The sequence below is a fragment of the Nocardioides aquiterrae genome (assembly GCF_039526625.1).
Classification (GTDB): Bacteria; Actinomycetota; Actinomycetes; order Propionibacteriales; family Nocardioidaceae; genus Nocardioides; species Nocardioides aquiterrae.
The window spans coordinates 9965-33987 of record NZ_BAAAJE010000010.1; the positions used below are offsets into that span (position 1 = coordinate 9965).

At 71.5% G+C, this 24023-nt stretch carries 24 protein-coding genes; 21 read left to right on the forward strand and 3 right to left on the reverse strand.

Annotated features, from left to right (window positions below; translation table 11 throughout):
- On the forward strand, positions 1 to 761 hold a 761-nt coding region (locus tag ABD086_RS11775), incomplete at its 5' end, for a glycoside hydrolase family 25 domain-containing protein (RefSeq protein ID WP_343907720.1).
- Here ABD086_RS11775 and ABD086_RS11780 read toward each other — a convergent pair.
- A complete protein-coding gene (locus ABD086_RS11780; protein WP_343907721.1) occupies positions 712 to 1236 on the reverse strand; it encodes a GNAT family N-acetyltransferase in 525 nt (174 codons plus the stop codon). The genes ABD086_RS11775 and ABD086_RS11780 overlap by 50 nt on opposite strands.
- 22 nt (positions 1237 to 1258) lie before the next feature.
- Here ABD086_RS11780 and ABD086_RS11785 point away from each other — a divergent pair, with 22 nt between their 5' ends.
- Entirely contained in the window at positions 1259 to 1783 is a 525-nt protein-coding gene (locus ABD086_RS11785; protein WP_343907722.1) for an HIT family protein, read from the forward strand.
- The gene (locus ABD086_RS11790) at positions 1780 to 2541 is read left to right on the forward strand and encodes an inositol monophosphatase family protein (RefSeq protein WP_343907723.1); all 762 of its coding nucleotides are present in this window, start codon (positions 1780 to 1782) and stop codon (positions 2539 to 2541) included. Before ABD086_RS11785 ends, ABD086_RS11790 begins: the two co-directional genes overlap by 4 nt.
- 61 nt (positions 2542 to 2602) lie before the next feature.
- Here ABD086_RS11790 and xylA read toward each other — a convergent pair whose 3' ends face one another.
- Positions 2603 to 3781 (reverse strand): xylose isomerase, encoded by a 1179-nt coding sequence (gene xylA / locus ABD086_RS11795; RefSeq protein WP_343907724.1) that lies wholly within the window; start codon positions 3779 to 3781, stop codon positions 2603 to 2605.
- 175 nt (positions 3782 to 3956) lie between these two features.
- On the opposite strand from xylA, the gene ABD086_RS11800 reads away from it, so the two are divergent.
- From ABD086_RS11800 to ABD086_RS11880, 17 genes are all read left to right on the forward strand, one after another.
- Positions 3957 to 5084 carry a sugar ABC transporter substrate-binding protein gene (locus ABD086_RS11800; protein WP_343907725.1) on the forward strand — a complete coding sequence of 376 codons (1128 nt, stop codon included), beginning with the start codon at positions 3957 to 3959 and terminating at the stop codon, positions 5082 to 5084.
- A 97-nt stretch (positions 5085 to 5181) separates the two neighbouring features.
- Complete coding sequence (locus ABD086_RS11805) at positions 5182 to 5940, forward strand: ATP-binding cassette domain-containing protein (RefSeq protein ID WP_343907726.1); 759 nt, start codon at positions 5182 to 5184, stop codon at positions 5938 to 5940.
- A complete protein-coding gene (locus ABD086_RS11810) occupies positions 5937 to 7187 on the forward strand; it encodes a sugar ABC transporter permease (protein ID WP_343907727.1) in 1251 nt (416 codons plus the stop codon). The genes ABD086_RS11805 and ABD086_RS11810 overlap by 4 nt, the downstream gene beginning before the upstream one ends.
- Before the next feature lie 25 nt (positions 7188 to 7212).
- On the forward strand, positions 7213 to 8400 hold the full coding sequence (locus tag ABD086_RS11815; protein ID WP_343907728.1) for an ROK family protein: 1188 nt from the start codon (positions 7213 to 7215) through the stop codon (positions 8398 to 8400).
- A 28-nt stretch (positions 8401 to 8428) separates the two neighbouring features.
- Positions 8429 to 9049 (forward strand): phosphatidylinositol phosphate synthase, encoded by a 621-nt coding sequence (gene pgsA, locus ABD086_RS11820; RefSeq protein ID WP_343907729.1) that lies wholly within the window; start codon positions 8429 to 8431, stop codon positions 9047 to 9049.
- A 2-nt stretch (positions 9050 to 9051) separates the two neighbouring features.
- Positions 9052 to 9960, forward strand: a complete 909-nt coding sequence (gene pdxS, locus ABD086_RS11825; protein WP_343907730.1) for a pyridoxal 5'-phosphate synthase lyase subunit PdxS — start codon at positions 9052 to 9054, stop codon at positions 9958 to 9960.
- Positions 9954 to 10556 carry a pyridoxal 5'-phosphate synthase glutaminase subunit PdxT gene (pdxT, locus tag ABD086_RS11830; RefSeq protein WP_343907731.1) on the forward strand — a complete coding sequence of 201 codons (603 nt, stop codon included), beginning with the start codon at positions 9954 to 9956 and terminating at the stop codon, positions 10554 to 10556. Before pdxS ends, pdxT begins: the two co-directional genes overlap by 7 nt.
- A gap of 11 nt (positions 10557 to 10567) precedes the next feature.
- Positions 10568 to 11341 (forward strand): YebC/PmpR family DNA-binding transcriptional regulator, encoded by a 774-nt coding sequence (locus ABD086_RS11835; RefSeq protein WP_343907732.1) that lies wholly within the window; start codon positions 10568 to 10570, stop codon positions 11339 to 11341.
- Between the two features lie 212 nt (positions 11342 to 11553).
- On the forward strand, positions 11554 to 12075 hold the full coding sequence (gene ruvC, locus ABD086_RS11840; RefSeq protein ID WP_343907733.1) for a crossover junction endodeoxyribonuclease RuvC: 522 nt from the start codon (positions 11554 to 11556) through the stop codon (positions 12073 to 12075).
- Complete coding sequence (gene ruvA, locus ABD086_RS11845; RefSeq protein WP_343907734.1) at positions 12072 to 12668, forward strand: Holliday junction branch migration protein RuvA; 597 nt, start codon at positions 12072 to 12074, stop codon at positions 12666 to 12668. Before ruvC ends, ruvA begins: the two co-directional genes overlap by 4 nt.
- A 10-nt stretch (positions 12669 to 12678) precedes the next feature.
- Positions 12679 to 13770, forward strand: coding sequence for a Holliday junction branch migration DNA helicase RuvB (gene ruvB / locus ABD086_RS11850; protein WP_343907735.1), 1092 nt, complete (start codon positions 12679 to 12681; stop codon positions 13768 to 13770).
- 116 nt (positions 13771 to 13886) lie between these two features.
- Positions 13887 to 14207, forward strand: a complete 321-nt coding sequence (gene yajC, locus ABD086_RS11855; protein WP_343907736.1) for a preprotein translocase subunit YajC — start codon at positions 13887 to 13889, stop codon at positions 14205 to 14207.
- A 1-nt stretch (position 14208) separates the two neighbouring features.
- Positions 14209 to 15939, forward strand: coding sequence for a protein translocase subunit SecD (gene secD, locus ABD086_RS11860; protein WP_343907737.1), 1731 nt, complete (start codon positions 14209 to 14211; stop codon positions 15937 to 15939).
- Positions 15939 to 17192, forward strand: coding sequence for a protein translocase subunit SecF (gene secF, locus ABD086_RS11865; RefSeq protein WP_343907738.1), 1254 nt, complete (start codon positions 15939 to 15941; stop codon positions 17190 to 17192). The genes secD and secF overlap by 1 nt, the downstream gene beginning before the upstream one ends.
- Positions 17189 to 17743: an adenine phosphoribosyltransferase gene (locus tag ABD086_RS11870; RefSeq protein ID WP_343907739.1), complete on the forward strand. Its 555-nt coding sequence runs from the start codon at positions 17189 to 17191 to the stop codon at positions 17741 to 17743. Before secF ends, ABD086_RS11870 begins: the two co-directional genes overlap by 4 nt.
- 95 nt (positions 17744 to 17838) lie before the next feature.
- Positions 17839 to 20070, forward strand: coding sequence for a RelA/SpoT family protein (locus tag ABD086_RS11875; protein WP_343907826.1), 2232 nt, complete (start codon positions 17839 to 17841; stop codon positions 20068 to 20070).
- 78 nt (positions 20071 to 20148) lie between these two features.
- Entirely contained in the window at positions 20149 to 21075 is a 927-nt protein-coding gene (locus ABD086_RS11880; protein ID WP_343907740.1) for a hypothetical protein, read from the forward strand.
- Positions 21076 to 21085: 10 nt separating this feature from the next.
- On the opposite strand, the gene ABD086_RS11885 is transcribed toward ABD086_RS11880, so the two are convergent.
- Positions 21086 to 22315: a DUF349 domain-containing protein gene (locus ABD086_RS11885; RefSeq protein WP_343907741.1), complete on the reverse strand. Its 1230-nt coding sequence runs from the start codon at positions 22313 to 22315 to the stop codon at positions 21086 to 21088.
- A gap of 199 nt (positions 22316 to 22514) precedes the next feature.
- On the opposite strand from ABD086_RS11885, the gene ABD086_RS11890 reads away from it, so the two are divergent.
- Complete coding sequence (locus ABD086_RS11890) at positions 22515 to 24008, forward strand: trypsin-like peptidase domain-containing protein (protein ID WP_343907742.1); 1494 nt, start codon at positions 22515 to 22517, stop codon at positions 24006 to 24008.
- Positions 24009 to 24023: the final 15 nt, after the last annotated feature.

The following is a 24023-nucleotide window of genomic DNA, read 5'->3' on the forward strand; positions in this document are numbered from 1 at the left end:
CCGCCGAGCTCCCCGCCCGGCGGCCGCCGCGGCCGCGGACCGGCGAGGTGCTCGGCGCGGACGTGAGCTGGCCCCAGTGCCCGCGGGGCATGGGCATCCCCGAGCGGCGCACGCTGGGCCGGCCGATGCCGCTGCCGACCGCGCAGTACGTCGTCCTCGGGCTGACCAACGGGCCGGGCTTCACCGCCAACCCCTGCCTCGCCGACCAGGTGCGCTGGGTCCGGGAGCGGCACCTGCTCGCGGCGGCGTACGCCGTCGTCAGCCTGCCCGACGCGGCGGCGCTCGCCGAGCACGGGCGCGACGGGCCGTACGACGGCACGAGCCCGCTCGGGGCGCACGCCAACGCCGGCTACCAGCAGGCGCTGGCGAACGTCGTCACCATGCGGCGGGCCGGTCTCGCCTCGCCGGTGGTCTGGGTCGACGTCGAGCCGGTGCCCGACTTCGAGTGGAGCGCCGACCCCATCCGCAACGCGGCGGTGGTGGAGGGCGCGTTGCGCGGCTACCGCGACGCCGGCTACCGGGTCGGGATCTACTCCACCCCGGCGCTGTGGGCGGGCGTCGTCGGCGACTTCGCGCCCGGGCTGCCCGAGTGGCGGGCCGCCGGCGAGACGTCGCGCGCCGAGGCCCGCGCCCGCTGCGGGGACGACTGGTCGATCCAGGGCGGCCCCGCCGTCCTCGCGCAGTGGGTGGCCGACGAGCGCGACCAGGACCTCACGTGTCCGGGGACGTCGCGGCAGCTGGCCCGGTGGTTCGCGCAGTGAGGCTCCCGACCCGCTTCTCGTAGCGCCGGCACGGCGAGATGAAGGTCTCGCCCAGCGCGGTGACCTCGTAGGGCAGGTCGCCGGCGTCGTACCAGCCGTGCTTCTCGTAGAAGCGCCGTGCCCGCGCGTTGCCGACCACGACGGCCAGCCAGGCGACGTCGTACCCGGCCTCGGCGAGCCGGCGCTCCCCGTCGGCGAGCAGGGGAGCGGCGACCCCGCCGCCGTGCAGGTCGGGGTCGACGAAGATCTGTTCGAGCTCGTCGCCGGAGACCATCGCGAAGCCGACCACCCGGCCGTCGACGACGGCGACCGTCGTGTCGGCGACCCGGGACGGGGTGCGCTCGTGGAACGCCGCCAGCGTCCGGGCGGCGGTCAGCCCCTCCGGGACGTGGCCGGGGTGGGCGGTGTGCCAGGCGCGGTGCCAGATGTCGGCGACGGTCGCCATGTCCTCGGGGACGGCCGGACGCAGCTGCATGGCCTCACCCTAGGGTGAGGCCATGAGCGATCCGGCCGGACACGTGCGCGACGGGTTCGAGGGCTTCGACCGGCTCTGGACACCGCACCGGATGGCGTACGTCGCCCCGAGCGTGCCGCCCACGGACGACGGGTGCCCGTTCTGCGCGATGGAGCACCAGCCCCCCGAGGAGAGCCTGGTCGTGCACCGCGGGCCGACCTGCTTCGTCGTCCTCAACCTGCATCCCTACAACCCCGGCCACCTGATGGTGCTGCCGCACCGGCATGTCGCCGACCTCGAGGACCTCACCGAGGACGAGGCGGCGGAGCTGATGACGACGACCCAGCAGGCGGTGCGGGTGCTGCGCAGGGTGAGCGGTCCGCACGCGTTCAACGTCGGGCTCAACCTCGGTGGCGTCGCCGGCGGCTCGCTGTCGGAGCACCTGCACCAGCACGTCGTGCCGCGGTGGTCCGGCGACGCCAACTTCATCACCGTCCTCGGGGGCACCAAGACCCTTCCGCAGCTGCTGTCCGAGACCCGGCGGCTGCTCGCGGAGGCCTGGTCGTGAGCCTGGCGGAGGACGCCGCCCTCGCCGCCCGCGTCGTGCGCGACGCGGGCTCGCTCGCGCACCGGATGCGCGGCGAGGGGCTGTCGCTGCGGAACAAGACGTCGATCTCCGACGTCGTGACCGAGGCCGACCACGCCGCCGAGGAGCTCGTCGTCCGGGCGCTGGCGGCGGCCCGCCCCGGCGACGGCGTGCTCGGCGAGGAAGGAGCCGCGCACGACGGGACCTCCGGCCGCACCTGGGTGATCGACCCCGTCGACGGCACCTACAACTTCGTGGCCGGCCTCGACTGGTGGTGCTCCGCGATCGCGCTGACCGACGGCGACGACCTCGTGCTCGGAGCGGTGCACCATCCGGCGACCGGCCGCACCTACGTCGGCGGCCCCGGCCTGCCGACCACCGTCGACGGCGTGCCCGTCGGCCCGCTGGCCGACCGCCCGCTCGCCGAGTCGTGCCTGACGACGTACCTCCACCCGCCGGAGTACGACGGCGAGGTCGGCGCGGCCTTCTCCCGCATGGTCGGCGGCGCCGCCACGCTGCGGATGCTCGGATCCGCGTCGATGGACGGCACCGCGGTCGCCTCCGGAGCCCTGCACGTGCGCTGCCAGCACTCGCTGCCTCCGTGGGACGAGCTGCCCGCCGCCGCGCTGGTCCTGGGCGCCGGGGGAGCCGTCCAGCGCATCGACGCCGCCGGCGTCACCTGGTCCGCCGCCGGTGCTCCCACCGCCGTCGCCGACGTCGCCCGCGCCCTGGTGGGGTAGTCCCTGACGAAACTGTCGTCGACACGCCTCGCCGAGAGCATTTTCGTCAGGGACTATCGCCTCAGCGCACCCCGTACAGGTGCTCGAGGGCCAGCTGGTCGAGCCGCTCGAAGCCCATGCCCCGGCGACCGGCGGCGTCGGGGTCGAAGGGCTCGGCGCGCAGGTCGGCGAGGGACTCGCCCACCCCGACGGTGGGGACGGCGAGCTGGTCGACCCGGGCGTCCTCGAGCGCCTGCTGGACCTCCGGGTCGGCGCGGAAGGCGCGGACCTTCTCGCGCAGGATGAGGTAGTTGCGCATGCAGGCCCGTGCGGACTCCCACACGCCGTCCAGGTCCTCGGTCCGCGGCGGCTTGTAGTCGAAGTGCCGCGGGCCGTCGTACCCGCCGTTCTCCACGATGTCGACGGTCCAGAACGCGCCGCGCGCGTTCCCGGCCCCGAACCGCAGGTCCTGGTCGTAGCGAGGTCCGTGCTGGCCGTTGAGGTCGATGTGGAACAGCTTGCCGTGCCACAGCGCCTGGGCCAGGCCGTGCGCGTAGTTCAGCGAGGCCATCTCCTCGTGGCCGACCTCGGGGTTGAGGCCGACCATCTCGGGGTGCTCGAGCTCGTTGATGAAGGCCAGCGCGTGGCCGACGGTCGGCAGCAGGATGTCGCCGCGCGGCTCGTTCGGCTTGGGCTCGATGGCGAACCGCAGGTCGTAGCCCTGCTCCCGCACGTAGCCACCGAGGACGTCGAACGCCTCCTTGTACCGCGACAGCGCGGTCCCGACGTCCTTCGCGGCGCCCGACTCCGCGCCCTCGCGGCCGCCCCAGGCGACGAAGACCTGCGCGCCCAGCTGCGCGGCCAGGTCGATCTGGTCGGCGGCCTTGCGGAGGGCGAACCGGCGTACGTCGCGGTCGTTGTTGGTGAACCCGCCGTCGCGGAAGACCGGGTGGGAGAACAGGTTCGTCGTGACCATGGGCACGACCAGCCCGGTCTCCTCGAGCGCCCTGCGCAGCGGGGCGAGGTGCCTCTCCTTCTCGGCCTGGTCGGCGCCGAAGGGGAAGACGTCGTTGTCGTGGAAGGTGATCCCGTACGCCCCGAGGTCGCTCAGCCGGTGGATCGCCTCGGCCGACTCGAGTGGCGGGCGGACCGCGCCGCCGAAGACGTCGACCCCCTGCCAGCCCACGGTCCAGAGGCCGAACGAGAAGCGGTCGTCCCGGGTCGGCGTGAAAGCAGCCGGCCCCGTACTGGTCTGGTTCATCGGCTCCTCGTTCCATCACGATTTGGTCACGCTCAGGCGTGCGGACACTTGGTTTGAACGTGCAACAAAACACGCGTCGCGAACCGCTTGCTGCGGGCTGCGGCCCTGAGTATGTTGTCCGCCACAACATACCCGGTGACCGTCGTCACACGACAGGGGTCGCCGGATCCGAACCATGGAGGTCGAGGAAATGGTCAGGAAGAAGGGTGCGCGGATCGCGTCCTTGGTGGCAGCGGGGGTGCTGGCCTTCGGCGGCCTCGCCGCGTGCGGCAGCAGCGACAGCGGTGGGAGCTCGGGAAGTGACGGCGGCAGCAGCGGCTCCGCCACCGGGAAGGTCGGCGTGATCCTGCCCGACTCGAAGACGTCGGTCCGCTGGGAGACCCAGGACCGCCCGAACCTCGAGGCCGCCTTCAAGGCTGCCGGCCTGGAGTCGACCATCCAGAACGCCGAGGGCTCGCCCGACACGTTCGGTCAGCTGTGCGACCAGATGATCACCGAGGGCGTGGACGTGCTCATCGAGACCGACCTCGACCCCGACTCGGGCAAGGCGTGCATCGACAAGGCCAAGAACGCGGGCGTCGCGGTCATCGACTACGACCGGCTCACGCTGGGCGGCGGCGCTGATTACTACGTGTCCTTCGACAACGTCAAGGTCGGCGCGCTGCAGGGTCAGGGCCTCATCGACTGCCTCCAGGGCAAGGGCGTCACCTCGGGCAACATCGCGTTCATCAACGGCGCTGCGACCGACAACAACGCCACCCTGTTCAAGCAGGGCTACGAGCAGGTCATCAAGGACGACGGCAGCTACAACGTCGTCGGCGACCAGACCGGTAACTGGGACCCGGACACCGCGGGCAAGGTCTTCGACCAGTTCTACGCCGCGCACCCGGACCTCGTCGGCCTCATCACCGCGAACGACGGCATGGCCGGCGGCGTCATCGCCCGCGAGAAGGCCGCTGGCGTCGAGGGCAAGATCCCGGTGACCGGCCAGGACGCGACGGCCGAGGGTCTGGCCAACGTCCTGCAGGGCTACCAGTGCGGCACCGTCTTCAAGGACACCTCGCTCGAGGCCAAGGCTGCTGCCGACCTGGCGATCGCGATCATCAAGGGCGACGACCCGTCGACGATCGCGACCGGATCGGTCAACGACTCGGAGCTCGGCAAGGACGTCCCGTCGGTGCTCGCCACCCCGGTCTGGATCACCGCCGACAACGTCCAGGACGTCGTCGACGCCGGCCAGGCCAACGCCGCGGACATCTGCAAGGGCATCGAGGACCTCTGCAAGAAGTTCGGCGTCGCGTGACCCGTCAGCGGTCGTCCTGACGCAAGCGTGAAGACGCGGGGGCCCGTCCGACAGGGCGGGCCCCCGCTCCACGATCGAGACCCCAGGAGGGGACGCAATGTCGAGTGGAGAGCCGCTGCTGGAGCTGCGCGGCGTTCAAAAGACCTTCGGTGCCGTGCACGTGCTGCGCGGCGTCGACCTGACCGTCCGGCCCGGTCGCGTCACCGCGCTGGTCGGCGACAACGGAGCGGGCAAGAGCACGCTGATCAAGGGGATCGCCGGCATCTACCCGTTCGACGAGGGTGAGTACACGTTCGAGGGCCGCGCCGTCCACGTGAAGAGCCCCCGGGACGCGAACGCGCTGGGCATCGAGGTCGTCTACCAGGACCTCGCGCTGTGCGACAACCTCGACGTCGTCCACAACATGTACCTCGGCCGTGAGCTCACCAAGAACGGCTTCGTGGACGAGGACGCCATGGAGTCCCGCGCCCGCGAGACGCTCGACGGGCTCTCGGTCCGCACGCTGAAGTCCGTGCGCACGCGCGTCGCCTCCCTCTCCGGTGGCCAGCGGCAGACCGTCGCCATCGCGCGCGCCGTCCTCTGGAACTCCAAGCTCGTCATCCTCGACGAGCCGACCGCCGCACTCGGCGTCGCGCAGACCGAGCAGGTCCTCAAGCTGGTCCGCCGGCTCGCCGACCGGGGCCTCGGGGTGGTGCTGATCAGCCACAACCTCAACGACGTCTTCGAGGTCGCCGACGACATCGCGGTCCTCTACCTCGGCCAGATGGTCGCCCAGGTCGAGGCCGCCTCCACCACCCGGGACCGGATCGTCACGGCGATCACGACCGGCGAGCTGACCAGGGGGGATGCGGCATGAGCGTCGCGACCGAGGAGATCCACGACGTGCGCCCCGACGACAACGTCGGCACCCTGTGGAAGGACTACCTCGCCAAGATCCGCGGCGGCGACGTCGGATCCCTTCCGGCGATCCTCGGGCTGCTCGTGCTCGTGGTCGCCTTCTCGATCCTGCGCCCCGAGACCTTCACGAAGGCGTTCAACTTCGGCAACCTGATCCAGCAGTCGGCCGGCGTCACCATCGTCGCGATGGGGCTCGTCTTCGTGCTGCTGCTCGGCGAGATCGACCTCGCGGCCGGTTACACCGCCGGCGTGGCCGCGGCCGTGACGTCGGTCCTGCTCACCAACCACGGCTGGCAGACCGCCCTGGCGATCCTGGCGGGACTTCTCACCGGCACGGCGATCGGTGCGTTCCACGGTCTGATCGTCTCCCGGCTCGGCATCCCGTCGTTCGTCGTGACCCTCTCCACCTTCCTCGCGTTCCAGGGCGTCCTGCTGACGCTCATCGGTGAGAAGGGCTCGATCAACTCGGGTGACTTCATCGCGAAGCTCAACAGCGACACCCTCCCGGTCTGGCTCGGGTGGGTCATCGGGGTCGCGCTCGTGGCGGCCTACGCCGTGGTGACGTTCGTGAACAACAGGCGGCGTCGCGCCAAGGGGCTGACGAGCGAGCCGAACCTCCTCTGGGCGCTGAAGACGGGCGGCCTCGCCGTCGTGATCTTCCTCGTCGTCTTCTACCTGTCGATCGAGCGCAGCCCGAACGCCCACATCAAGTCGATCAAGGGCGTGCCGATCTCGCTGGTCATCATCATCGGTCTCGCGCTCGTGCTGAGCGTGCTGCTGAGCCGGACCAGGTGGGGCAGCCACGTCTACGCCGTCGGCGGCAACATGGAGGCGGCGCGCCGTGCGGGCATCAACGTCAAGGCCGTCCAGCTCAGCTGCTTCCTGATGTGCTCCACCGTCGCGGCGGTGGGCGGACTGATGCTCGCGAGCTACAGCGGCGGCGTCAACAACGTCACCGGTGGCAACCAGACGCTGCTGTACGCCGTGGGCGCGGCGGTCATCGGCGGCACCAGCCTCTTCGGTGGCAAGGGCCGCGTCGTCGACGCGCTCATCGGTGGCACGGTCGTAGCGGTCATCCAGAACGGCATGGGCCTGATGAACCAGCCAGACAGCCGGAAGTACATCGTCACCGGTCTGGTGCTGCTCGTGGCAGCGAGCGTCGACGCGATCAGTCGCCGGCGCGCCACCGCGTCCGGTCGCGCCTGACGAGGTCGGCCAGAGAGGAAGGACTGTGGCCACCCCGACCGGCGTCGGCACCGAGGAGCTCCGGCGCGCGAACCTGCGCGCCATCCTCCAGACGGTGCACACGCACGGACCGACCACCCGCGCGGCGCTCACCAAGCAGCTCGGCCTCAACCGGAGCACCATCGGTGCCCTGACCGGTGAGCTGCAGAGCCTCGGCCTGGTGTCGGAGGAGACGGCGGCGGTGGGCGGGCGATCCGGGCGCCCGTCCCATCTCGTCGTCCCCCGGGAGGACAACGTCGTGGTGGCGGTGGACGTCGGTGTGGACCGGATCGCCGTGGCCCTGGTGGGCCTCGGCGGCGGGGTCCTCGACCGGCGCGACCGCACCCACCACCGCGGGGAGCACGACGTCGACCACGTCGTCGACGCCGTGGCGCAGATGATCGACGAGGTGCTCGGCGACGCGTCCGGACGGCGCTTCCTGGGTGTCGGCGCCGCCGTACCCGGTGCCGTCCGGGCCGGCGACGGGCTGGTGCGGTTCGCCCCCAACCTGGGCTGGGTGGACGCGCCGTTCACGGACCTGCTCGCGAAGCGTCTCGGCCGGCCGGTGTCCACCGGCAACGACGCGAACCTCGGCGTGCTCGCCGAGCACGTCCGGGGTTCGGCGGTCGGGTTCTCCGACGTCGCCTACCTGAGCGCGAGCGTCGGCATCGGTGGCGGCTTCCTCACCGGTGGCCGGCCGCTCACGGGCGCCAGCGGGTACGCCGGCGAGGTCGGCCACCTGCAGGTGGACAGCACGGGGCCGGAGTGCCGGTGCGGCGCGGTCGGCTGCTGGGAGACCAAGGTCGGCGAGAACGTGCTGCTGCGCAGCGCCGGCCGGCTGCCCGGCGGTGGGCCGCCGGCCGTGGCCGAGGTGATCGCCGCGGCGTGCGCGGGCGACGACCGCGCGGCCCGCGCGGTGGCCGAGGTCGCGGACTGGTGCGGCGTCGGCATCCGGGCGGTCGTCAACGTCTTCAACCCGGAGATCGTGGTCCTGGGCGGCTGCCTGGCGCAGGTGTGGCGCGCGGCGGAGGACCTGGTCGACGAGGCCCTCAGCCGCAGCACGATGATGTCGCCGCGGGAGGACGTCGTGATCCGCGCCGCCGCGCTGGAGGACGACGCGCCGTTGATCGGAGCGGCCGAGCTGGCCTTCGGGCCGGTGCTCGACCATCCGCAGGCCGTGCCGCAGGCCGGGTGAGGGCCGGGCCCGGTAGCCTGCTGCCGCCATGCTCGAACGATTCCGCGCCTTCTGGACCAGGGTTCTCTCACCCATCGCCAACCTGCTGATCAGGCTCGGGGTGAGCCCCGACGCGGTGACGCTCGTCGGCACCCTCGGCGTGTGCGCCGGTGCGCTGGTCTTCTTCCCGCAGGGGATGCTGCTGACCGGTGTGCTGGTGATCACCGCGTTCGTGTTCAGCGACCTCATCGACGGCCACATGGCCCGCACGACGGGCCGGGTCAGCAAGTTCGGCGCGTTCTGGGACTCCACGCTCGATCGGGTCGGCGACGGCGCGATCTTCATCGGGCTGGCGCTGTACTTCGCGTGGGAGGAGCCCAGCCGGCTCTACCTGGTGCTCAGCCTGGTCTGCCTGCTGATGGGCGGCGTCACGTCGTACGCACGCTCCCGCGGCGAGACGCTCGGCTTCTCGGTCAAGGTCGGCATCGCGGAGCGCGCCGACCGGCTGGTCGCGATCCTCGTGATGACCGGCCTCAGCGCGATCTTCGACCTGCCGGTGCTGCTCTACATCGCCCTGTGGGCGCTCGCGATCGCCTCCACCGTCACGGTCGTGCAGCGCGTGTGGGTGGTACGGAAGCAAGCACTGGCGGAGCCTCGCACTACGATCTGAGTATGGCTGAGAACAACACCGCAGACGTCCCCACCACCGGCACCACCCGCGTGAAGCGCGGCATGGCCGAGATGCTCAAGGGCGGTGTGATCATGGACGTGGTCACGCCCGAGCAGGCGAAGATCGCCGAGGACGCCGGGGCCGTCGCGGTGATGGCGCTGGAGCGCGTGCCCGCCGACATCCGGGCGCAGGGCGGGGTGTCGCGGATGAGCGACCCCGACATGATCGACGGGATCATCGAGGCGGTCTCGATCCCGGTGATGGCCAAGGCGCGGATCGGCCACTTCGCCGAGGCGCAGGTGCTGCAGTCGCTGGGTGTGGACTACATCGACGAGTCCGAGGTGCTGACCCCGGCCGACTACGCCAACCACATCGACAAGTGGGCGTTCACGGTCCCGTTCGTGTGCGGTGCGACGAACCTGGGCGAGGCGCTGCGCCGCATCACCGAAGGGGCGGCGATGATCCGCTCGAAGGGCGAGGCCGGTACCGGTGACGTGTCGAACGCCGTGACGCACATGCGCACGATCCGTCGCGAGATCCGCCGGCTGGGCGCGCTCACCGAGGACGAGCTGTTCGTGGCGGCCAAGGAGCTGCAGGCGCCGTACGAGCTGGTCAAGGAGGTCGCGGCGAACGGCAAGCTCCCCGTCGTGCTGTTCACCGCGGGCGGCATCGCGACGCCGGCCGACGCGGCGATGATGATGCAGCTGGGCGCCGAGGGCGTGTTCGTCGGTTCGGGCATCTTCAAGTCGGGCAACCCGGCGCAGCGTGCCGAGGCGATCGTCAAGGCGACGACGTTCTTCGACGACCCGGACATGGTCGCCAAGGTGTCGCGCGGGCTCGGCGAGGCGATGGTCGGCATCAACGTCGAGGAGATCCCGCAGCCGCACCGGCTGGCCGAGCGCGGGTGGTGAGCGCACCCACCATCGGCGTGCTCGCGGTCCAGGGCGACGTCCGCGAGCACCTGCGGACCCTCGCCGAGCTCGGCGTGACGGCCGTGCCGGTGCGACGGACGTCGGAGCTCGAGGCGGTCGACGGCCTGGTGATCCCGGGTGGCGAGTCGACCACGATGGCGAAGCTGGTCCGCACCTTCGACCTGTTCGAGCCGGTCCGCCAGCGGATCAAGGACGGCATGCCCGCCTTCGGGACGTGCGCCGGGATGATCATGCTCGCCGACCGGATCGAGGACGGCGCACCGGGGCAGGAGACGCTGGGGGGCCTCGACATCACCGTGCGGCGCAACGCGTTCGGGCGGCAGGTCGACTCGTTCGAGGGCGACCTCGACGTCGCCGGCCTCGACACGCCGGTGCACGCGATCTTCATCCGCGCACCGTGGGTCGAGGCGGTGGGCGGCGACGTGGAGGTCCTCGCTCGTGTGGGGCAGGGTCAGGCCGCGGGTAGGATCGTCGCGGTCCGTCAGGGTTCGCTGATGGCGACGTCGTTCCATCCCGAGGTGGGTGGTGACTCCCGGGTCCACCGGTTGTTCGTGGACCTGGTCCGAGCTGAGTAGAAGAGGGACGCATGTCTGGCCACTCCAAGTGGGCGACCACCAAGCACAAGAAGGCCGCGATCGACGCCAAGCGCGGCAAGCTGTTCGCCAAGCTGATCAAGAACATCGAGATCGCGGCGAAGATGGGCGGCCCCGACCCGTCCGGCAACCCGACCCTCTACGACGCCATCCAGAAGGCCAAGAAGCAGTCGGTCCCGAACAAGAACATCGACTCCGCGGTCAAGCGCGGCGGCGGTCTCGAGAGCGGCGGCGTCGACTACGAGACGATCATGTACGAGGTCTACGGGCCCCAGGGCGTGGCGCTGCTGGTCGAGTGCCTCACCGACAACCGCAACCGCGCGGCCATGGAGGTCCGGACGGCGGTGACCCGCAACGGCGGCACCATGGCCGACCCCGGGTCGGTCTCCCGCCTGTTCACCCGCAAGGGCGTCGTGGTGGTCGAGAAGGCCCAGGAGCGGGGCGGCAAGCCCTGGGAGATCAGCGAGGACGACATCCTCGAGGCCACGCTGGACGCGGGCGCCGAGGAGGTCACCGATCTCGGCGACACCTTCGAGATCCAGTCCGAGGCCTCCGACGTGGTCGCCGTGCGGACCGCGCTCCAGGCCGCCGGCATCGACTACGACTCCGCCGAGGTCCAGTTCGTCGCCACCATGGACATCCCGGTGGCCGAGGTCGACGTGGCCGGCAAGGTCTTCCGCCTGGTCGACGCCGTCGACGACCTCGACGACGTGCAGAACGTGTTCAGCAACGCCGACATCCCCGACGAGGTGCTCGAGTCCATCTGAGCGAGCAGCGAGACGCGACGAAGGAGCGGCTCGCGTCGCTCGCCAGGTTGAGGAAGCGACGCGACTGAGGAACGAAGTCGCGCGAGCGCCTCGAAACCCGCTAACTCGAAAAGCAGCCTCGACCCCGGCATCAGGGCGTGTCCTGCGAACGACCGGGGGAGTTGACCGTTAGCGTGACCTCCGAACACCTGTTCGGACGGAAGGTCATCGGAATGCGCGTGCTGGGGATCGACCCCGGACTGACCCGCTGCGGCATGGGCGTGGTCGAGGGCTCGGTGGGGCGACCCCTGACGCTGGTCGACGTGAACGTGCTACGCACCTCGTCCGACCTGCCGGTGCCGCAGCGGCTGGTGACGATCGAGAAGGGCGTCGACGCCTGGCTCGACGAGTACGCCCCGGACGCCGTCGCCGTCGAGCGCGTGTTCGCGCGCTCGGACGTCAGCACGGTGATGGGCACCGCCCAGGCCAGCGGCATCGCGATGGTCTGCGCCGCGCGGCGGGGCCTGCCGATCGCGCTGCACACGCCGAGCGAGGTCAAGGCCGCGGTGTCCGGCAACGGCCGCGCCGACAAGGCGCAGGTCGGGGCGATGGTGACCCGGATCCTGCGCCTCGACGCGATGCCGAAGCCGGCGGACGCCGCCGACGCGCTCGCGCTGGCCATCACCCACATCTGGCGCGGAGGCGCCCAGGCCCGGATCGACGCCGCGCTCGCGGCAGCAGGGAGGAAGCCGTGATCGCGTTCGTCTCCGGCAGGGTCGCCGCCGTCACGCTGTCGAGCGCGGTGCTCGAGGTGGGGGGAGTCGGGCTCGAGGTGATGTGTACGCCGGGGACGCTCGCCACGCTGCGCACCGGGCGCGAGGCCACGCTGCCGACGAGCATGGTCGTGCGCGAGGACTCGCTGACGTTGTTCGGGTTCGCCGACGACGACGAGAAGCAGACCTTCGAGCTGCTGCAGACGGCGTCCGGCGTGGGACCGAAGCTCGCCCAGGCGATGCTCGCGGTGCTCTCCCCGGACGACCTGCGGCTCGCGATCGCCGGCGACGACGCCAAGACCTTGACCAAGGTGCCCGGCATCGGCCAGAAGGGCGCCCAGCGGATCATCCTCGAGCTCAAGGACCGGATCGGTGCACCCACCGGCGGCCGCGCCGCGGCCGCGCCCGCGGCCGGTGCACCGTGGCGCGGGCAGGTCCACCAGGGACTGGTCGGCCTGGGCTGGTCGGCGAAGGACGCCGAGAAGGCCGTCGACGCGGTCGCCCCGGAGGCCGGCGACGTCCCGGACGTGGCGGCCCTGCTCCGTGCCGCGCTCCGCACGCTCAGCAAGGCCTAGGAGACCCGGCATGCACGAGGACGAGCTCACCGAGGACGACCTGACCCGGGCCGAGAGCAGCCACCTGCGCTCGCTGACCGCGGCGGAGGCCGAGGGCGACGAGCGGGCGGTCGAGGCCGCGCTGCGGCCGCGCACCCTGGACGAGGTCGTCGGCCAGGTGCGGGTCCGTGACCAGCTCGGCCTGGTGCTCGAGGCGGCCCGGCGCCGCGGCCGGGCGCCCGACCACGTGCTGCTCTCCGGCCCTCCGGGCCTCGGCAAGACGACGCTGGCGATGATCATCGCCGCCGAGATGGGCGCGCCGCTGCGCCTGACCAGCGGCCCGGCAATCACCCACGCCGGCGACCTCGCGGCGATCCTGTCGGGCATGAACGAGGGCGACGTCCTGTTCGTCGACGAGATCCACCGCATGTCCCGGCCCGCCGAGGAGATGCTCTACATGGCGATGGAGGACTTCCGGGTCGACGTCGTCATCGGCAAGGGGCCGGGCGCCACCGCGATCCCGCTGGAGATCCCGCCGTTCACCCTGGTCGGTGCGACCACCCGCGCCGGCCTGCTGCCGGGCCCGCTGCGCGACCGGTTCGGCTTCACCGCCCACCTGGAGTTCTACGAGCCCGACGAGCTCGACGAGATCGTGCAGCGCTCCGCCCGGCTCCTGGACGTGCACGTGGTCGACGACGGCACCGCCGAGATCGCATCCCGCTCCCGCGGTACGCCGCGGATCGCGAACCGGCTGCTCCGGCGGGTCCGCGACTACGCCCAGGTCCGGGCCGACGGCGTCGTCACGCTGCCGGTCGCGCAGGCCGCGCTCGACCTGTACGAGGTCGACCAGCTCGGGCTGGACCGGCTCGACCGGGCCGTCATCGACGTGCTCTGCCGCCGGTTCGGCGGGGGACCGGTCGGCATCTCCACGCTCGCGGTCGCGGTCGGTGAGGAGCGGGAGACGGTCGAGGAGGTCGCGGAGCCGTTCCTGGTCCGCAACGGCTTCCTGGCCCGCACCCCGCGGGGCCGCGTGGCCACCCCCGCAGCCTGGGAGCACCTCGGGCTGACCCCGCCGCCACCGCCGGTGCCGGCCGAGGGCGACGCCACCCTCTTCGAGGACTAGCGAGGCCGGGCGCACCCGGGATTCGTGGCGCTCACCACCCTCGCGGTTAGACTTGCCCGTCGGTCGGCCCGGTCCGGGTCGTGCCGCCCCCTGACCCGTGCTCGAGAGGTTGTTTCGTGCTGGAGTTGCTGCCGCTTGTCGGCATCGCCCTGCTCTTCTGGCTGTTCATCATCCGCCCGGCCAGTCGGCGGCAGAAGGAACTCGGCCGGATGCAGTCTTCGTTGGAGCAGGGTGACGAGGTCATGCTGACGTCGGGTGTCTACGGCACCGTGCGCCGGCTCGAGGACGACCACGTGCTGGTCGAGATCGCGGACGGCGTCGTCATCAAGGTCGCCCGCGGCGCCATCGGCACGGTCGTCTCCCAGGCGGACCGGCCGGACGGCGAGCCGGCCGAGAACGACGAGACCGGCTCGGTGGCCGGACCCGAGGAGAACTGAGATGGCACGCACGACCGCGCGTCCCGGTCGCACCCTGGTGGTGTTCTTCCTGGCGATCGCGATCTCCTACGGGCTGGTGGCCCTCGCGGGGACCTGGAAGCCGGCGCTCGGCCTGGACCTCAAGGGCGGCACGCGGATCACGATGATCGCGAACGGCAGCCCCACCAAGGAGCAGCTGAACGAGGCCGCCAGCATCGTCGACAGCCGGGTGAACGCCACGGGTGTCGCGGAGGCCGAGGTCACCACGCAGGGCAGCCAGATCATCGTCGTCGAGGTTCCCGGCGACACCTCGAGCTCCCTGGTCGACACCGCGACCCGGGTCGCCCAGCTGCGGTTCCGCACCGTGGCCTGCAGCAGCCAGGCACCCGGTCCGTGCGGCAACGGGGCGGCTCCGACCCAGCTGCCGACGAGCCAGCCGAGCGCCTCCGCCAACCCGTCGGGCAACCCGTCGGGTGCGGCATCGAAGGGCGCGAGCCCGAAGAACAGGCCGGCCGTCGCGGCGCCCAGCAAGACCCCGAAGCCGAGCACCGGCCCGTCCCAGTCGCCGTCGCAGTCCCCGTCCCAGTCCCCGTCCCAGTCCCCGTCGCAGTCCCCGTCGCAGTCCCCGTCGGGCTCGCCGGGCGCGACCGGCCAGGACCCGGCCAAGCTGGGCCTGGCGTTCATGAACAACCCCGGCCAGGACGCGATCGCGGCGTACAACAAGTACTCCTGTCCCGCGACCAAGCCGGTCGCCGACGACCCGAAGACGTTCCTGGTCACCTGCGGCACCGACGAGAACGCCGGCACCAAGTACCTGCTGTCGCCCGCGCTGATCGAGGGCACCGACCTCACCGGCGCCGACGCGGTCGTCCCGCAGAGCCAGGTCCAGTGGATCGTCCAGCTGAGCATCGGCGGCGAGGGCAAGAAGGTGTTCTCCGAGCTGTCGTCGGCCATGGCGGGCAGCAACCAGCAGTTCGCGATCGTGCTCGACGGCAAGGTCATCTCGGACCCACGGTTCGACTCGGCGATCACCAACGGCGACGCGCAGATCAGCGGCAACTTCACCGAGGCCACGGCGAAGAGCCTCGCCACCAGCCTCAAGTACGGCTCGCTGCCGATCTCGTTCGGGAAGGACGGCATCCAGGTCGAGCAGATCGGTGCCTCCCTGGCCGGTGACCAGCTCACCGCCGGCATCACCGCCGGCCTGATCGGCCTGCTGCTGGTGATGATCTACTGCCTGTTCTACTACCGCGGCCTCGGCCTCGTGGTGATCGCCTCACTGATCGTGGCGGGCGCCGTGACCTACGCGATGGTCCTGCTGCTCGCCAAGACGGCGGGCTTCACGCTCACCCTGCCCGGCATCGCGGGCCTGATCGTCGCGGTCGGCATCACGGCCGACTCCTTCATCGTCTACTTCGAGCGGATCCGCGACGAGATGCGGGACGGCAAGTCGATGCGGGTCGCGGTGCAGGCCGGCTGGAAGCGCGCGCGGAACACCTGCCTCGCGGCGGACACGGTCTCGTTCCTCGCCGCCGTCGTGCTGTACATCTTCGCGGCCGGCGTCGTGAAGGGCTTCGCGTTCGCGCTCGGCCTCTCCACGCTGATCGACGTGGCGATCTTCTTCTGGTTCACCCACCCGATGGTGACCCTGCTCGGGAAGTACCGCTTCTTCAACCACGGCCACCGCCTCTCGGGCCTGAGTGCCGAGACGCTCGGGGTCGACCGCATCAGCACGGCTGGAAGGACGGTCTGATGGGCAAGTTCTCGCGTCTCGGCAACGACCTCTACTCGGGCCGGCGCTCGATCGACTTCGTCGGCCGCAAGTGGCTCTGGTACGCCCTCTCGGGTGTCATCGTCCTGGCGGCGGTGCTCGGGTTGTCCGTCAAGGGCCTCGACATGGGCATCGAGTTCGTCGGCGGCGCCGAGTACAAGGTGCAGCTGCCCGCGGGCCAGGCCACCCAGGACCTGGCCGACCGGCTCCGGGAGGACATCGCGGCCACCGGTATCGACGCCGCCCAGCAGCCGGTGGTCACGACCAGCGGCAGCGGCGGCACGAACTCGATCATCGTGCAGGTCAAGCCGGTGACGAACGACGAGAGCCAGCAGATCGTGCGGGTGATCACCGAGGTCACCGGGGCCACCCAGGCCGACATCCAGACGACGGAGATCGGACCGAGCTGGGGCAAGGAGATCGCCAAGCGGTCCGCGATCGGACTGGCGGTCTTCCTGGTGCTCGTCGTCCTGTTCATCTGGGCGTACTTCCGCGAGTGGAAGATGTCGCTCGCGGCGATCGTCGCCCTGCTCCACGACATCGTGATCACGGTCGGGGTGTACGCGCTGTCGGGCTTCGAGGTCACGCCCGCCACCGTCACCGGCATCCTCACCATCCTGGGCTTCTCGCTGTACGACACCGTCGTGGTGTTCGACAAGGTGCGCGAGAACACCAAGAACCTGCGCGAGAGCCGGATGTCGTACGCCCAGGCCGCGAACCTGGCGGTCAACCAGACCCTGGTGCGGTCGATCAACACGTCGATCGTGGCGCTGATCCCGGTCGCCGCGATCCTGTACGTCGGCGCGGTCCAGCTCGGCGCGAGCACGCTGAAGGACCTGGCGCTCGCGCTGTTCGTCGGCATGGCGGCCGGCGCGTACTCGTCGATCTTCATCGCGACGCCGCTCCTGGTGCAGCTCAAGGCGAACGAGACCTACGTCGTGCAGGCCGAGAAGCGCGCCCGCCAGCGCCAGAGGGCGCTCGAGGCCGACCGGTACGCCGCGGTCCCGACGTTCAGCGACGACATGCCGGTGCACGACGAGCCGGGCCTCGACGACGAGCAGCGGGAGGACGCGCCGGTCTCCGGCGGTGCCGCCGTCGCGCGGGAGCCGCGGTCGCCGGAGGCGATGGGGCGCGGCCGGGTGGCGCCGCAGCCCACCCGCCCGGTGCAGCAGAGCCCGTCGTCCGGCCGGCAGCAGCCCAGCCGCCAGCCGAAGTCCAAGCGGGGCAAGAAGTGACCGCTCCCGGGCCGGGGACCGGGCTGGCCGACGCGCTCGCGCTGATCGCAGACGTCCCCGACTTCCCCGAGCCCGGGATCCTCTTCAAGGACATCACGCCGCTGCTGGCCGACCACACGGCGTTCACCGCGGTGGTCCAGGCGCTCGCGGACGCCGGGCGCGACGGGTCCGGAAGGCCGGCGGTCGACAAGGTGCTGGGGATGGAGTCACGTGGCTTCATCCTCGGGGCACCGGTCGCGCTCGCCCTCGAGGTCGGCTTCGTGCCGGTCCGCAAGGTCGGCAAGCTGCCGCGGGAGACCTACGCGGTGTCGTACGCGCTCGAGTACGGCGAGGCGACCCTCGAGGTGCATCGCGACGCGGTGCGGCCGGGGGAGAGCGTGCTGCTCGTCGACGACGTGCTGGCCACCGGCGGCACCGCCCGGGCCACCCTGGACCTGGTCGAGAAGTGCGGCGCCTCGGTGCACGCCGTCGCCATGCTCATGGAGCTCGGCTTCCTGCCCGGTCGCGAGACGCTCGGGGACGTCCCCCTCACCACGCTGCTCACTGTGTGAGTGCCTCGTAGACTGACTCCGTGACCGAGGAAACCGCCACGCCCGCCGTCGAGCGGGAGCGGCGCGCGCCGGAGACGGCGTCCTCGACGCGCAGCATGCGGGCCCGCCTCGCCCGGATGGGCACCCGCAACCAGACCGCCAACCCGGTCCTCGAGCCGCTGTTCCGCTCGGTGCGGGCCAACCACCCCAAGGCCGACCTGGCGCTGCTCGAGCGCGCGTACACGACCGCCGAGAAGATGCACGGGACCCAGACCCGCAAGAGCGGCGACCCGTACATCACGCACCCGCTCGCGGTGACCACGATCCTCGCCGACATCGGCATGACCGAGCCGACCCTGGCGGCCGCGCTCCTGCACGACACGGTCGAGGACACGCCGTACACGCTGGAGCAGGTCCGGCAGGACTTCGGCGAGGAGATCGCCCAGCTCGTCGACGGCGTGACGAAGCTCGACAAGGTCAAGTACGGCGACTCCGCGCAGGCCGAGACGATCCGCAAGATGATCGTCGCGATGTCGCGCGACATCCGGGTGCTGGTCATCAAGCTCGCCGACCGGCTGCACAACATGCGCACGCTGCGCTACGTCAAGCAGGAGACCCAGGAGCGGGTCGCCCGCGAGACCCTCGACATCTACGCGCCGCTGGCCCACCGGCTCGGCATGAACACCATCAAGTGGGAGCTCGAGGACCTGGCGTTCGCGACCCTGCACCCGAAGATCTACGACGAGATCGTGCGGATGGTGGCGGAGCGGGCGCCGTCGCGCGACCAGTTCCTCGCCGAGGTGATCGCCCAGGTGGAGGCGGACCTGCGCGAGGCGAAGGTGAAGGCGACGGTCACCGGCCGGCCGAAGCACTACTACTCGATCTACCAGAAGATGATCGTCGGGGGCCGCGACTTCTCCGACATCTACGACCTGGTCGGCATCCGCGTGCTCGTCGAGAACGACCGTGACTGCTACACGGTCCTGGGCATCCTGCACGCGCGCTGGAACCCGGTGCTCGGCCGGTTCAAGGACTACGTCGCGATGCCGAAGTTCAACATGTACCAGTCGCTGCACACGACGGTGATCGGCCCGCAGGGCAAGCCGGTCGAGCTGCAGATCCGCACGTTCGCCATGCACCGCCGCGCGGAGTACGGCGTCGCCGCGCACTGGAAGTACAAGGAGGACGGCCGCGCCGGCGTCGACACCGACCGCGCCGGCGACCTCGACGACATGACCTGGGTCCGCCAGCTCCTCGACTGGCAGAACGAGGTCGAGGACCCGGGCGAGTTCCTGGAGTCGCTGCGGTTCGAGATCAACCGCGCGGAGGTCTACGTCTTCACCCCGCGCGGCGACGTGATCGCGCTGCCCACCGGCGCGACGCCCGTCGACTTCGCGTACGCCGTCCACACCGAGGTCGGCCACCGCACGATCGGCGCCCGCGTGAACGGGCGGCTGGTACCGCTGGAGTCCGCACTCGAGAACGGCGACGTGATCGAGGTCTTCACGTCCAAGTCGCCGACGGCCGGGCCGTCCCGCGACTGGCTCGGCTTCGTGAAGTCGCCGCGGGCGCGCTCCAAGATCCGGCAGTGGTTCACCAAGGAGCGGCGCGAGGAGGCGATCGACCGCGGCAAGGAGCAGATCGCGAAGCTGATGCGCAAGGAGGGGCTCCCGCTCAAGCGGCTGATGTCCCACGAGGCGCTGACCCTGGCAGCGGTCCACTTCAAGCTCGCGGACGTCTCGGCGCTGTACGCCGCCGTGGGGGAGGGCAACCTCTCCGCGCAGGCCGTCGTCCGCCGGGTCATCGACCTGCACGGCGGCGACGAGGGTGCGGCCGAGGACCTCGCCGAGGGCGTGACCATCACCGGCCGGCGCAGCCGGCCCCGGGTCCAGCCGGGCGGCGACGCGGGCGTCATCGTCAAGGGCGCCCCGGACGTGTGGGTGAAGCTGGCCAAGTGCTGCACCCCGGTCCCGCCGGACCCGATCCTCGGGTTCGTCACCAAAGGCGGGGGAGTGTCGGTGCACCGGCAGGACTGCACGAACGCCAAGAGCCTGCAAGCGCAGCCGGAGCGGCTGCTCGACGTCGAGTGGGCGCCCACCGGGCAGTCCAGCTTCCTGGTCAACATCCAGGTCGAGGCCCTGGACCGGGCCCGGCTGCTCTCCGACATCACGATGGCGCTCTCCGACGCGCACGTCGACATCCTCAGCGCGAACCTGTCCACCACCCGCGACCGGGTGGCGAAGAGCCGGTTCACCTTCGAGATGGCCGAGGCCAAGCACCTCGACACGGTCCTCAAGGCGGTCCGCTCGGTGCCCGGCGTCTTCGACGCCTACCGCGTGACGCAGTAGCCGCCGGTCTAGCCAGTAGGTCTGGACCGTCGGTCGCGATCCGGCCGTCGGTGCCGATGGCGGCCTAGGTTGCCAGGCATGCGCCTCTCTCTCCGCCCCTCCGGCAGCGCCGCCGTCGTCGCGGGTGCCCTGGCACTGACCCTCGTGGTCGGCGCGACCTCCGGCGCGATCGCCGGCAGGCTGATCACGTCGCAGGACATCGCGGACGGGACGATCCATACGCGCGACCTCGCCGACAACAGCGTCAAGAACCGCACCATCGGCCACGGCCAGGTGAACTGGTGGAAGTCGCTCAGCGAACCCACCAAGCGGCGGATCGCCCGGCTCGCGCAGTCGGGCCCGCAGGGCGCGCCGGGCCCAGCGGGGCCTCAGGGACTACCCGGACCAGCAGGCCCGGCGGGGCCGGCAGGGCCGGCGGGGCCGGACGGCCCGCCGGGCGAACGCGGCAGCCGTGGTCCGATCGGCCCCGCCGGCGGTGGGCTCGTCGGATCCGCCGCGTACGACACGAGCGACTTCGGGCTCGTCGATGCCGGATCGGGGAGCACGGACGCCTACTCCCGGGTGCCGGACAGCGGGATCGACCTGCCCGGCCCCGGGACCTACCTGCTCACCGTGCAGGGCGCCTTCCTCACCGGACCGGGGTCGGTCTTCTTCGAGGCCCCGGACCCGGCCGGTCTCGACCTCCTGGACCCCGACGTGGCGCTCGACTTCTATCCGAACGCCTGCACGGCCAGCGACCCCTTCGAGCCGATGTGCCAAGCGGCGATTCCGTACGTCGTGCCGGCAGGAGCCCCCGCGATCGTGCCGCTGCCCGTGTTCGCGCTCGGCGACCCCGGCGGAAGCTGTGGGTGCTACTCGATCCCGGATCGCACCGTGATCACCGTCTTCGAGATGGACGACACGCCACGGGTCCTGCCGCGTCTACGTGCCGCCCGGCTCACGGCGCCAGAACTGCGCGAGATGCGCGACCGGCTCCGCCGGATGCGCGCGCACGCCTTGAGCTGACGACGGCCGCTCAGCCGGAGAAGTCCGCGCTGGCCCGCTTCGCCATCTCCAGGAACGACTGGCGGGAGGCGAGGTTGTCCTCGAGCTCCCTGACCCGCTTGTCGTTGCCGGCGGCCCGGGCCTTCTCGAGGTCGGCCTCCACCTGCGCGATCGCGGCCTCGAGCTTGGAGACCATGTCGTCGGCGCGGGCGGACTTCTCGGGGTCCGACCGGCGCCACTGCTCGTCCTCGACGCCGCGGATCTCCTGCTCGACCCGGCGGATCCGGCCCTCGAGCTCGCGCATCCGGTCGCGCGGCACCTTGCCGGCGGCGTCCCACCGCTCGGCGATGTCGCGGAACGCCCTCTTGGCCGCCTCCAGGTCCGTCACGGGCAGCAGCGCCTCGGCCTCGGCCAGCAGCTGCTCCTTGACGACGGCGTTGGCCGCGAACTCCTGGTCCTGCTCCGCGACCGCCGCGTCGCGGGCGCCGAAGAACGCGTCCTGGGCGCCGCGGAAGCGCTTCCACAGCGCGTCGTCCACGTCGCGGGGGGCGGGGCCCGCGGCCTTCCACTGCCGCATCAGCTCGCGGTAGCGGCCCGCGGTCGGGCCCCAGTCCGTCGAGGTCGCGAGCTCCTCGGCCTCGGACGCGAGCCGCTCCTTGACCGCCCGGGCCTGGTCACGCTTCTCGTGCTGCTCGGCGAAGTGCGCCTTGCGGCGCCGCGTGTACGCCGTCCGCGCGGTCGAGAAGCGCCGCCACAGGGCGTCGTCGGACCCGCGGTCGATGCGGGGGAGCGCCTTCCACTCGTCGAGCAGCTCGCGCATCCGGTTGGCGCCGTTGCGCCAGTCCGATCCCTCCGCGAGCGCCTCGGCCTCGGTGACGATCCGCTCCTTGCCGGAGCGCGCCTCGGCGGAGCGCTGGGCGCGCTCGGCCTTGCGAGCCTCCCGCTGCTGCTCGAGGACGGGGCCGAGGGCGTCGAGCCGGGCGGCGAGCGCGGCGAGGTCGCCCACGGCGTTCGCCCCCACGACCTGCTCGCGAACGGTGCGCACGGACGACGTCGCCTCGTCCGGCGACATCACGCCGGACCGGATCCGCCGCTCCAGCAGCTCGACCTCGAACGCGAGCGCGTCGTACCGCTCGGTGAAGAACTTCAGTGCCTCCTCGGGGGTTCCCTCGGGGTACTGCCCGACGGGGCGCTCCCCGTCGGCGGTCTTCACGTAGACGGTGCCGTCGTCGTCGACGCGGCCCCAATCGTGGCTGGTCACTGCTTCGCTCCGCTCGCTCAGGTCGTGGCAGGCCCATGCTAGTCACGGCGCGGGGTGCGCCGCCGGGTCGACCGCGGCACCGAGCGGCCAACTGCCCTCCCGACCACCCCGGCGGGTCATTCTCGGGGTCCGCCTCACGCACGCACCATCGACCGCGAGCGACCACCGTGGCGCTCCTCGGAGTCTGAGGACGGCGGACATGAGCATGACGAACAGAGCAAGGAGGGCGGCGGCGGCCCTCGCAGCGGGCGCGCTGGCGGTGCTGCTGCCCGTCAGCGGTACGGCGGCCTGGGCGGCGGGGGAGTCGCCGAGCCCGGCGCCGGAGGTCACGCCCCTGGAGAGGGTCAACGCACTCGTGCAGCCGAGCGTCGTGTTCCTCCTGCAGACCTGGGACGGGAGGGTCTACGACACCTTCAACAAGCAGTACCTCAACAACGGCGACCCGTTCGAGCTGCAGTTCCAGTGCACGGGCTTCGTGGTCAACCCGGACGGCTACATCGCGACCGCCGGGCACTGCGTCGACTTCAAGGAGGTGCGCAGCAGCTTCGTCGAGACCGCCGCCCAGTGGGCGCTCGACAACGGCTACTACAGCAGCACCTCGCTCACGCTCGACGACATCATCGGGTTCGGTGACTACCGGATCGACTCCAGCGAGCGCAAGAACGCCGCGGACCTCGACATCCAGGTCGGCTGGGGCGCCTCGGTCTCCGGAATCGACACCTCGGAGGTCAAGCGCGCCCGCGTCATCGACTTCAACGGCCAGGACAAGGGCGACGTGGCGCTCCTGAAGGTCGAGGACACCGGCCTGAACGCGCTGCCGATCGCCACCGACGAGGTCGAGGTCGGCACGGACGTGGTGTCGATCGGCTACCCCGCCTCGGTCGACTCGGTCACCGACCCCAACCTGACCCCGTCGTTCAAGGACGGCTCGATCAGCTCGGTGAAGACGGTGCAGGGCGGCGTCCTCCCGGTCTACGAGATCTCCGCCGCGGTCTCGGGCGGCATGAGCGGCGGTCCGTCGGTGAACCTGGACGGCGAGGTGATCGGCGTCAACAGCTTCGGCATCCTCGGCGAGCCGCAGGCCTTCAACTTCCTGCGCCCCTCCTCGCAGCTGAGCGAGCTGATGGCCGGTGCCGGGGTCGACAACGAGCTGTCCGACACGACGCAGGCGTACCGCGACGGGCTCGAGGCCTACTGGTCCGGGGACAAGGCCACCGCGGTCGAGAAGCTGGGGACGGTGACCGACGAGCAGCCCACGAACAAGCTCGCCGCCGACTTCCTGGGCAAGGCCAAGGACCTCCCGGACCCGCCGCCGCCCGCCGACGACTCGGGCCTGCCCGTGCTGCCGATCGCGATCGGTGCCGGCGCGCTGGTGCTGGTCGGCGGCGGTCTCGTGGCCGTCCTGCTGCTGCGGCGTCGTACGCCGGCGGCCGCCGTGCCGCCCGCACCGGCTCCCGCCGCGCCCGTTGCGCCCGTCGTGCCCCCGGCCCCGCCGGCCGCGGCCGCCGGTCCGGAGCCGGTGGCTTCGACCGCCGCGGTCGGGTTCACCAGCACGACGGCCCCGACCCCCACGACCGGGCCGACGGCCACGGCCACCGCGCCGCGCCACGAGCCGCACTTCTGCGGCAGCTGCGGTGCGGCCGTCGACGCCGGCACGAAGTTCTGCAGCAACTGCGGCAACCCGCTCGCCTGACACGGGGCAGGGTCC

Bases quoted from the DNA above. Each gene is read 5' to 3' on its own strand.
- ABD086_RS11780 (WP_343907721.1), bottom strand. From the start codon at position 1,236: ATGCAGCTGCGTCCGGCCGTCCCCGAGGACATGGCGACCGTCGCCGAC.
- ABD086_RS11785 (WP_343907722.1), top strand. From the start codon at position 1,259: ATGAGCGATCCGGCCGGACACGTGCGCGACGGGTTCGAGGGCTTCGAC.
- xylA (WP_343907724.1), bottom strand. From the start codon at position 3,781: ATGAACCAGACCAGTACGGGGCCGGCTGCTTTCACGCCGACCCGGGAC.
- ABD086_RS11800 (WP_343907725.1), top strand. From the start codon at position 3,957: ATGGAGGTCGAGGAAATGGTCAGGAAGAAGGGTGCGCGGATCGCGTCC.
- ABD086_RS11805 (WP_343907726.1), top strand. From the start codon at position 5,182: ATGTCGAGTGGAGAGCCGCTGCTGGAGCTGCGCGGCGTTCAAAAGACC.
- ABD086_RS11810 (WP_343907727.1), top strand. From the start codon at position 5,937: ATGAGCGTCGCGACCGAGGAGATCCACGACGTGCGCCCCGACGACAAC.
- pgsA (WP_343907729.1), top strand. From the start codon at position 8,429: ATGCTCGAACGATTCCGCGCCTTCTGGACCAGGGTTCTCTCACCCATC.
- pdxS (WP_343907730.1), top strand. From the start codon at position 9,052: ATGGCTGAGAACAACACCGCAGACGTCCCCACCACCGGCACCACCCGC.
- ABD086_RS11835 (WP_343907732.1), top strand. From the start codon at position 10,568: ATGTCTGGCCACTCCAAGTGGGCGACCACCAAGCACAAGAAGGCCGCG.
- ruvC (WP_343907733.1), top strand. From the start codon at position 11,554: ATGCGCGTGCTGGGGATCGACCCCGGACTGACCCGCTGCGGCATGGGC.
- ruvB (WP_343907735.1), top strand. From the start codon at position 12,679: ATGCACGAGGACGAGCTCACCGAGGACGACCTGACCCGGGCCGAGAGC.
- secD (WP_343907737.1), top strand. From the start codon at position 14,209: ATGGCACGCACGACCGCGCGTCCCGGTCGCACCCTGGTGGTGTTCTTC.
- secF (WP_343907738.1), top strand. From the start codon at position 15,939: ATGGGCAAGTTCTCGCGTCTCGGCAACGACCTCTACTCGGGCCGGCGC.
- ABD086_RS11875 (WP_343907826.1), top strand. From the start codon at position 17,839: ATGCGGGCCCGCCTCGCCCGGATGGGCACCCGCAACCAGACCGCCAAC.
- ABD086_RS11880 (WP_343907740.1), top strand. From the start codon at position 20,149: ATGCGCCTCTCTCTCCGCCCCTCCGGCAGCGCCGCCGTCGTCGCGGGT.
- ABD086_RS11890 (WP_343907742.1), top strand. From the start codon at position 22,515: ATGAGCATGACGAACAGAGCAAGGAGGGCGGCGGCGGCCCTCGCAGCG.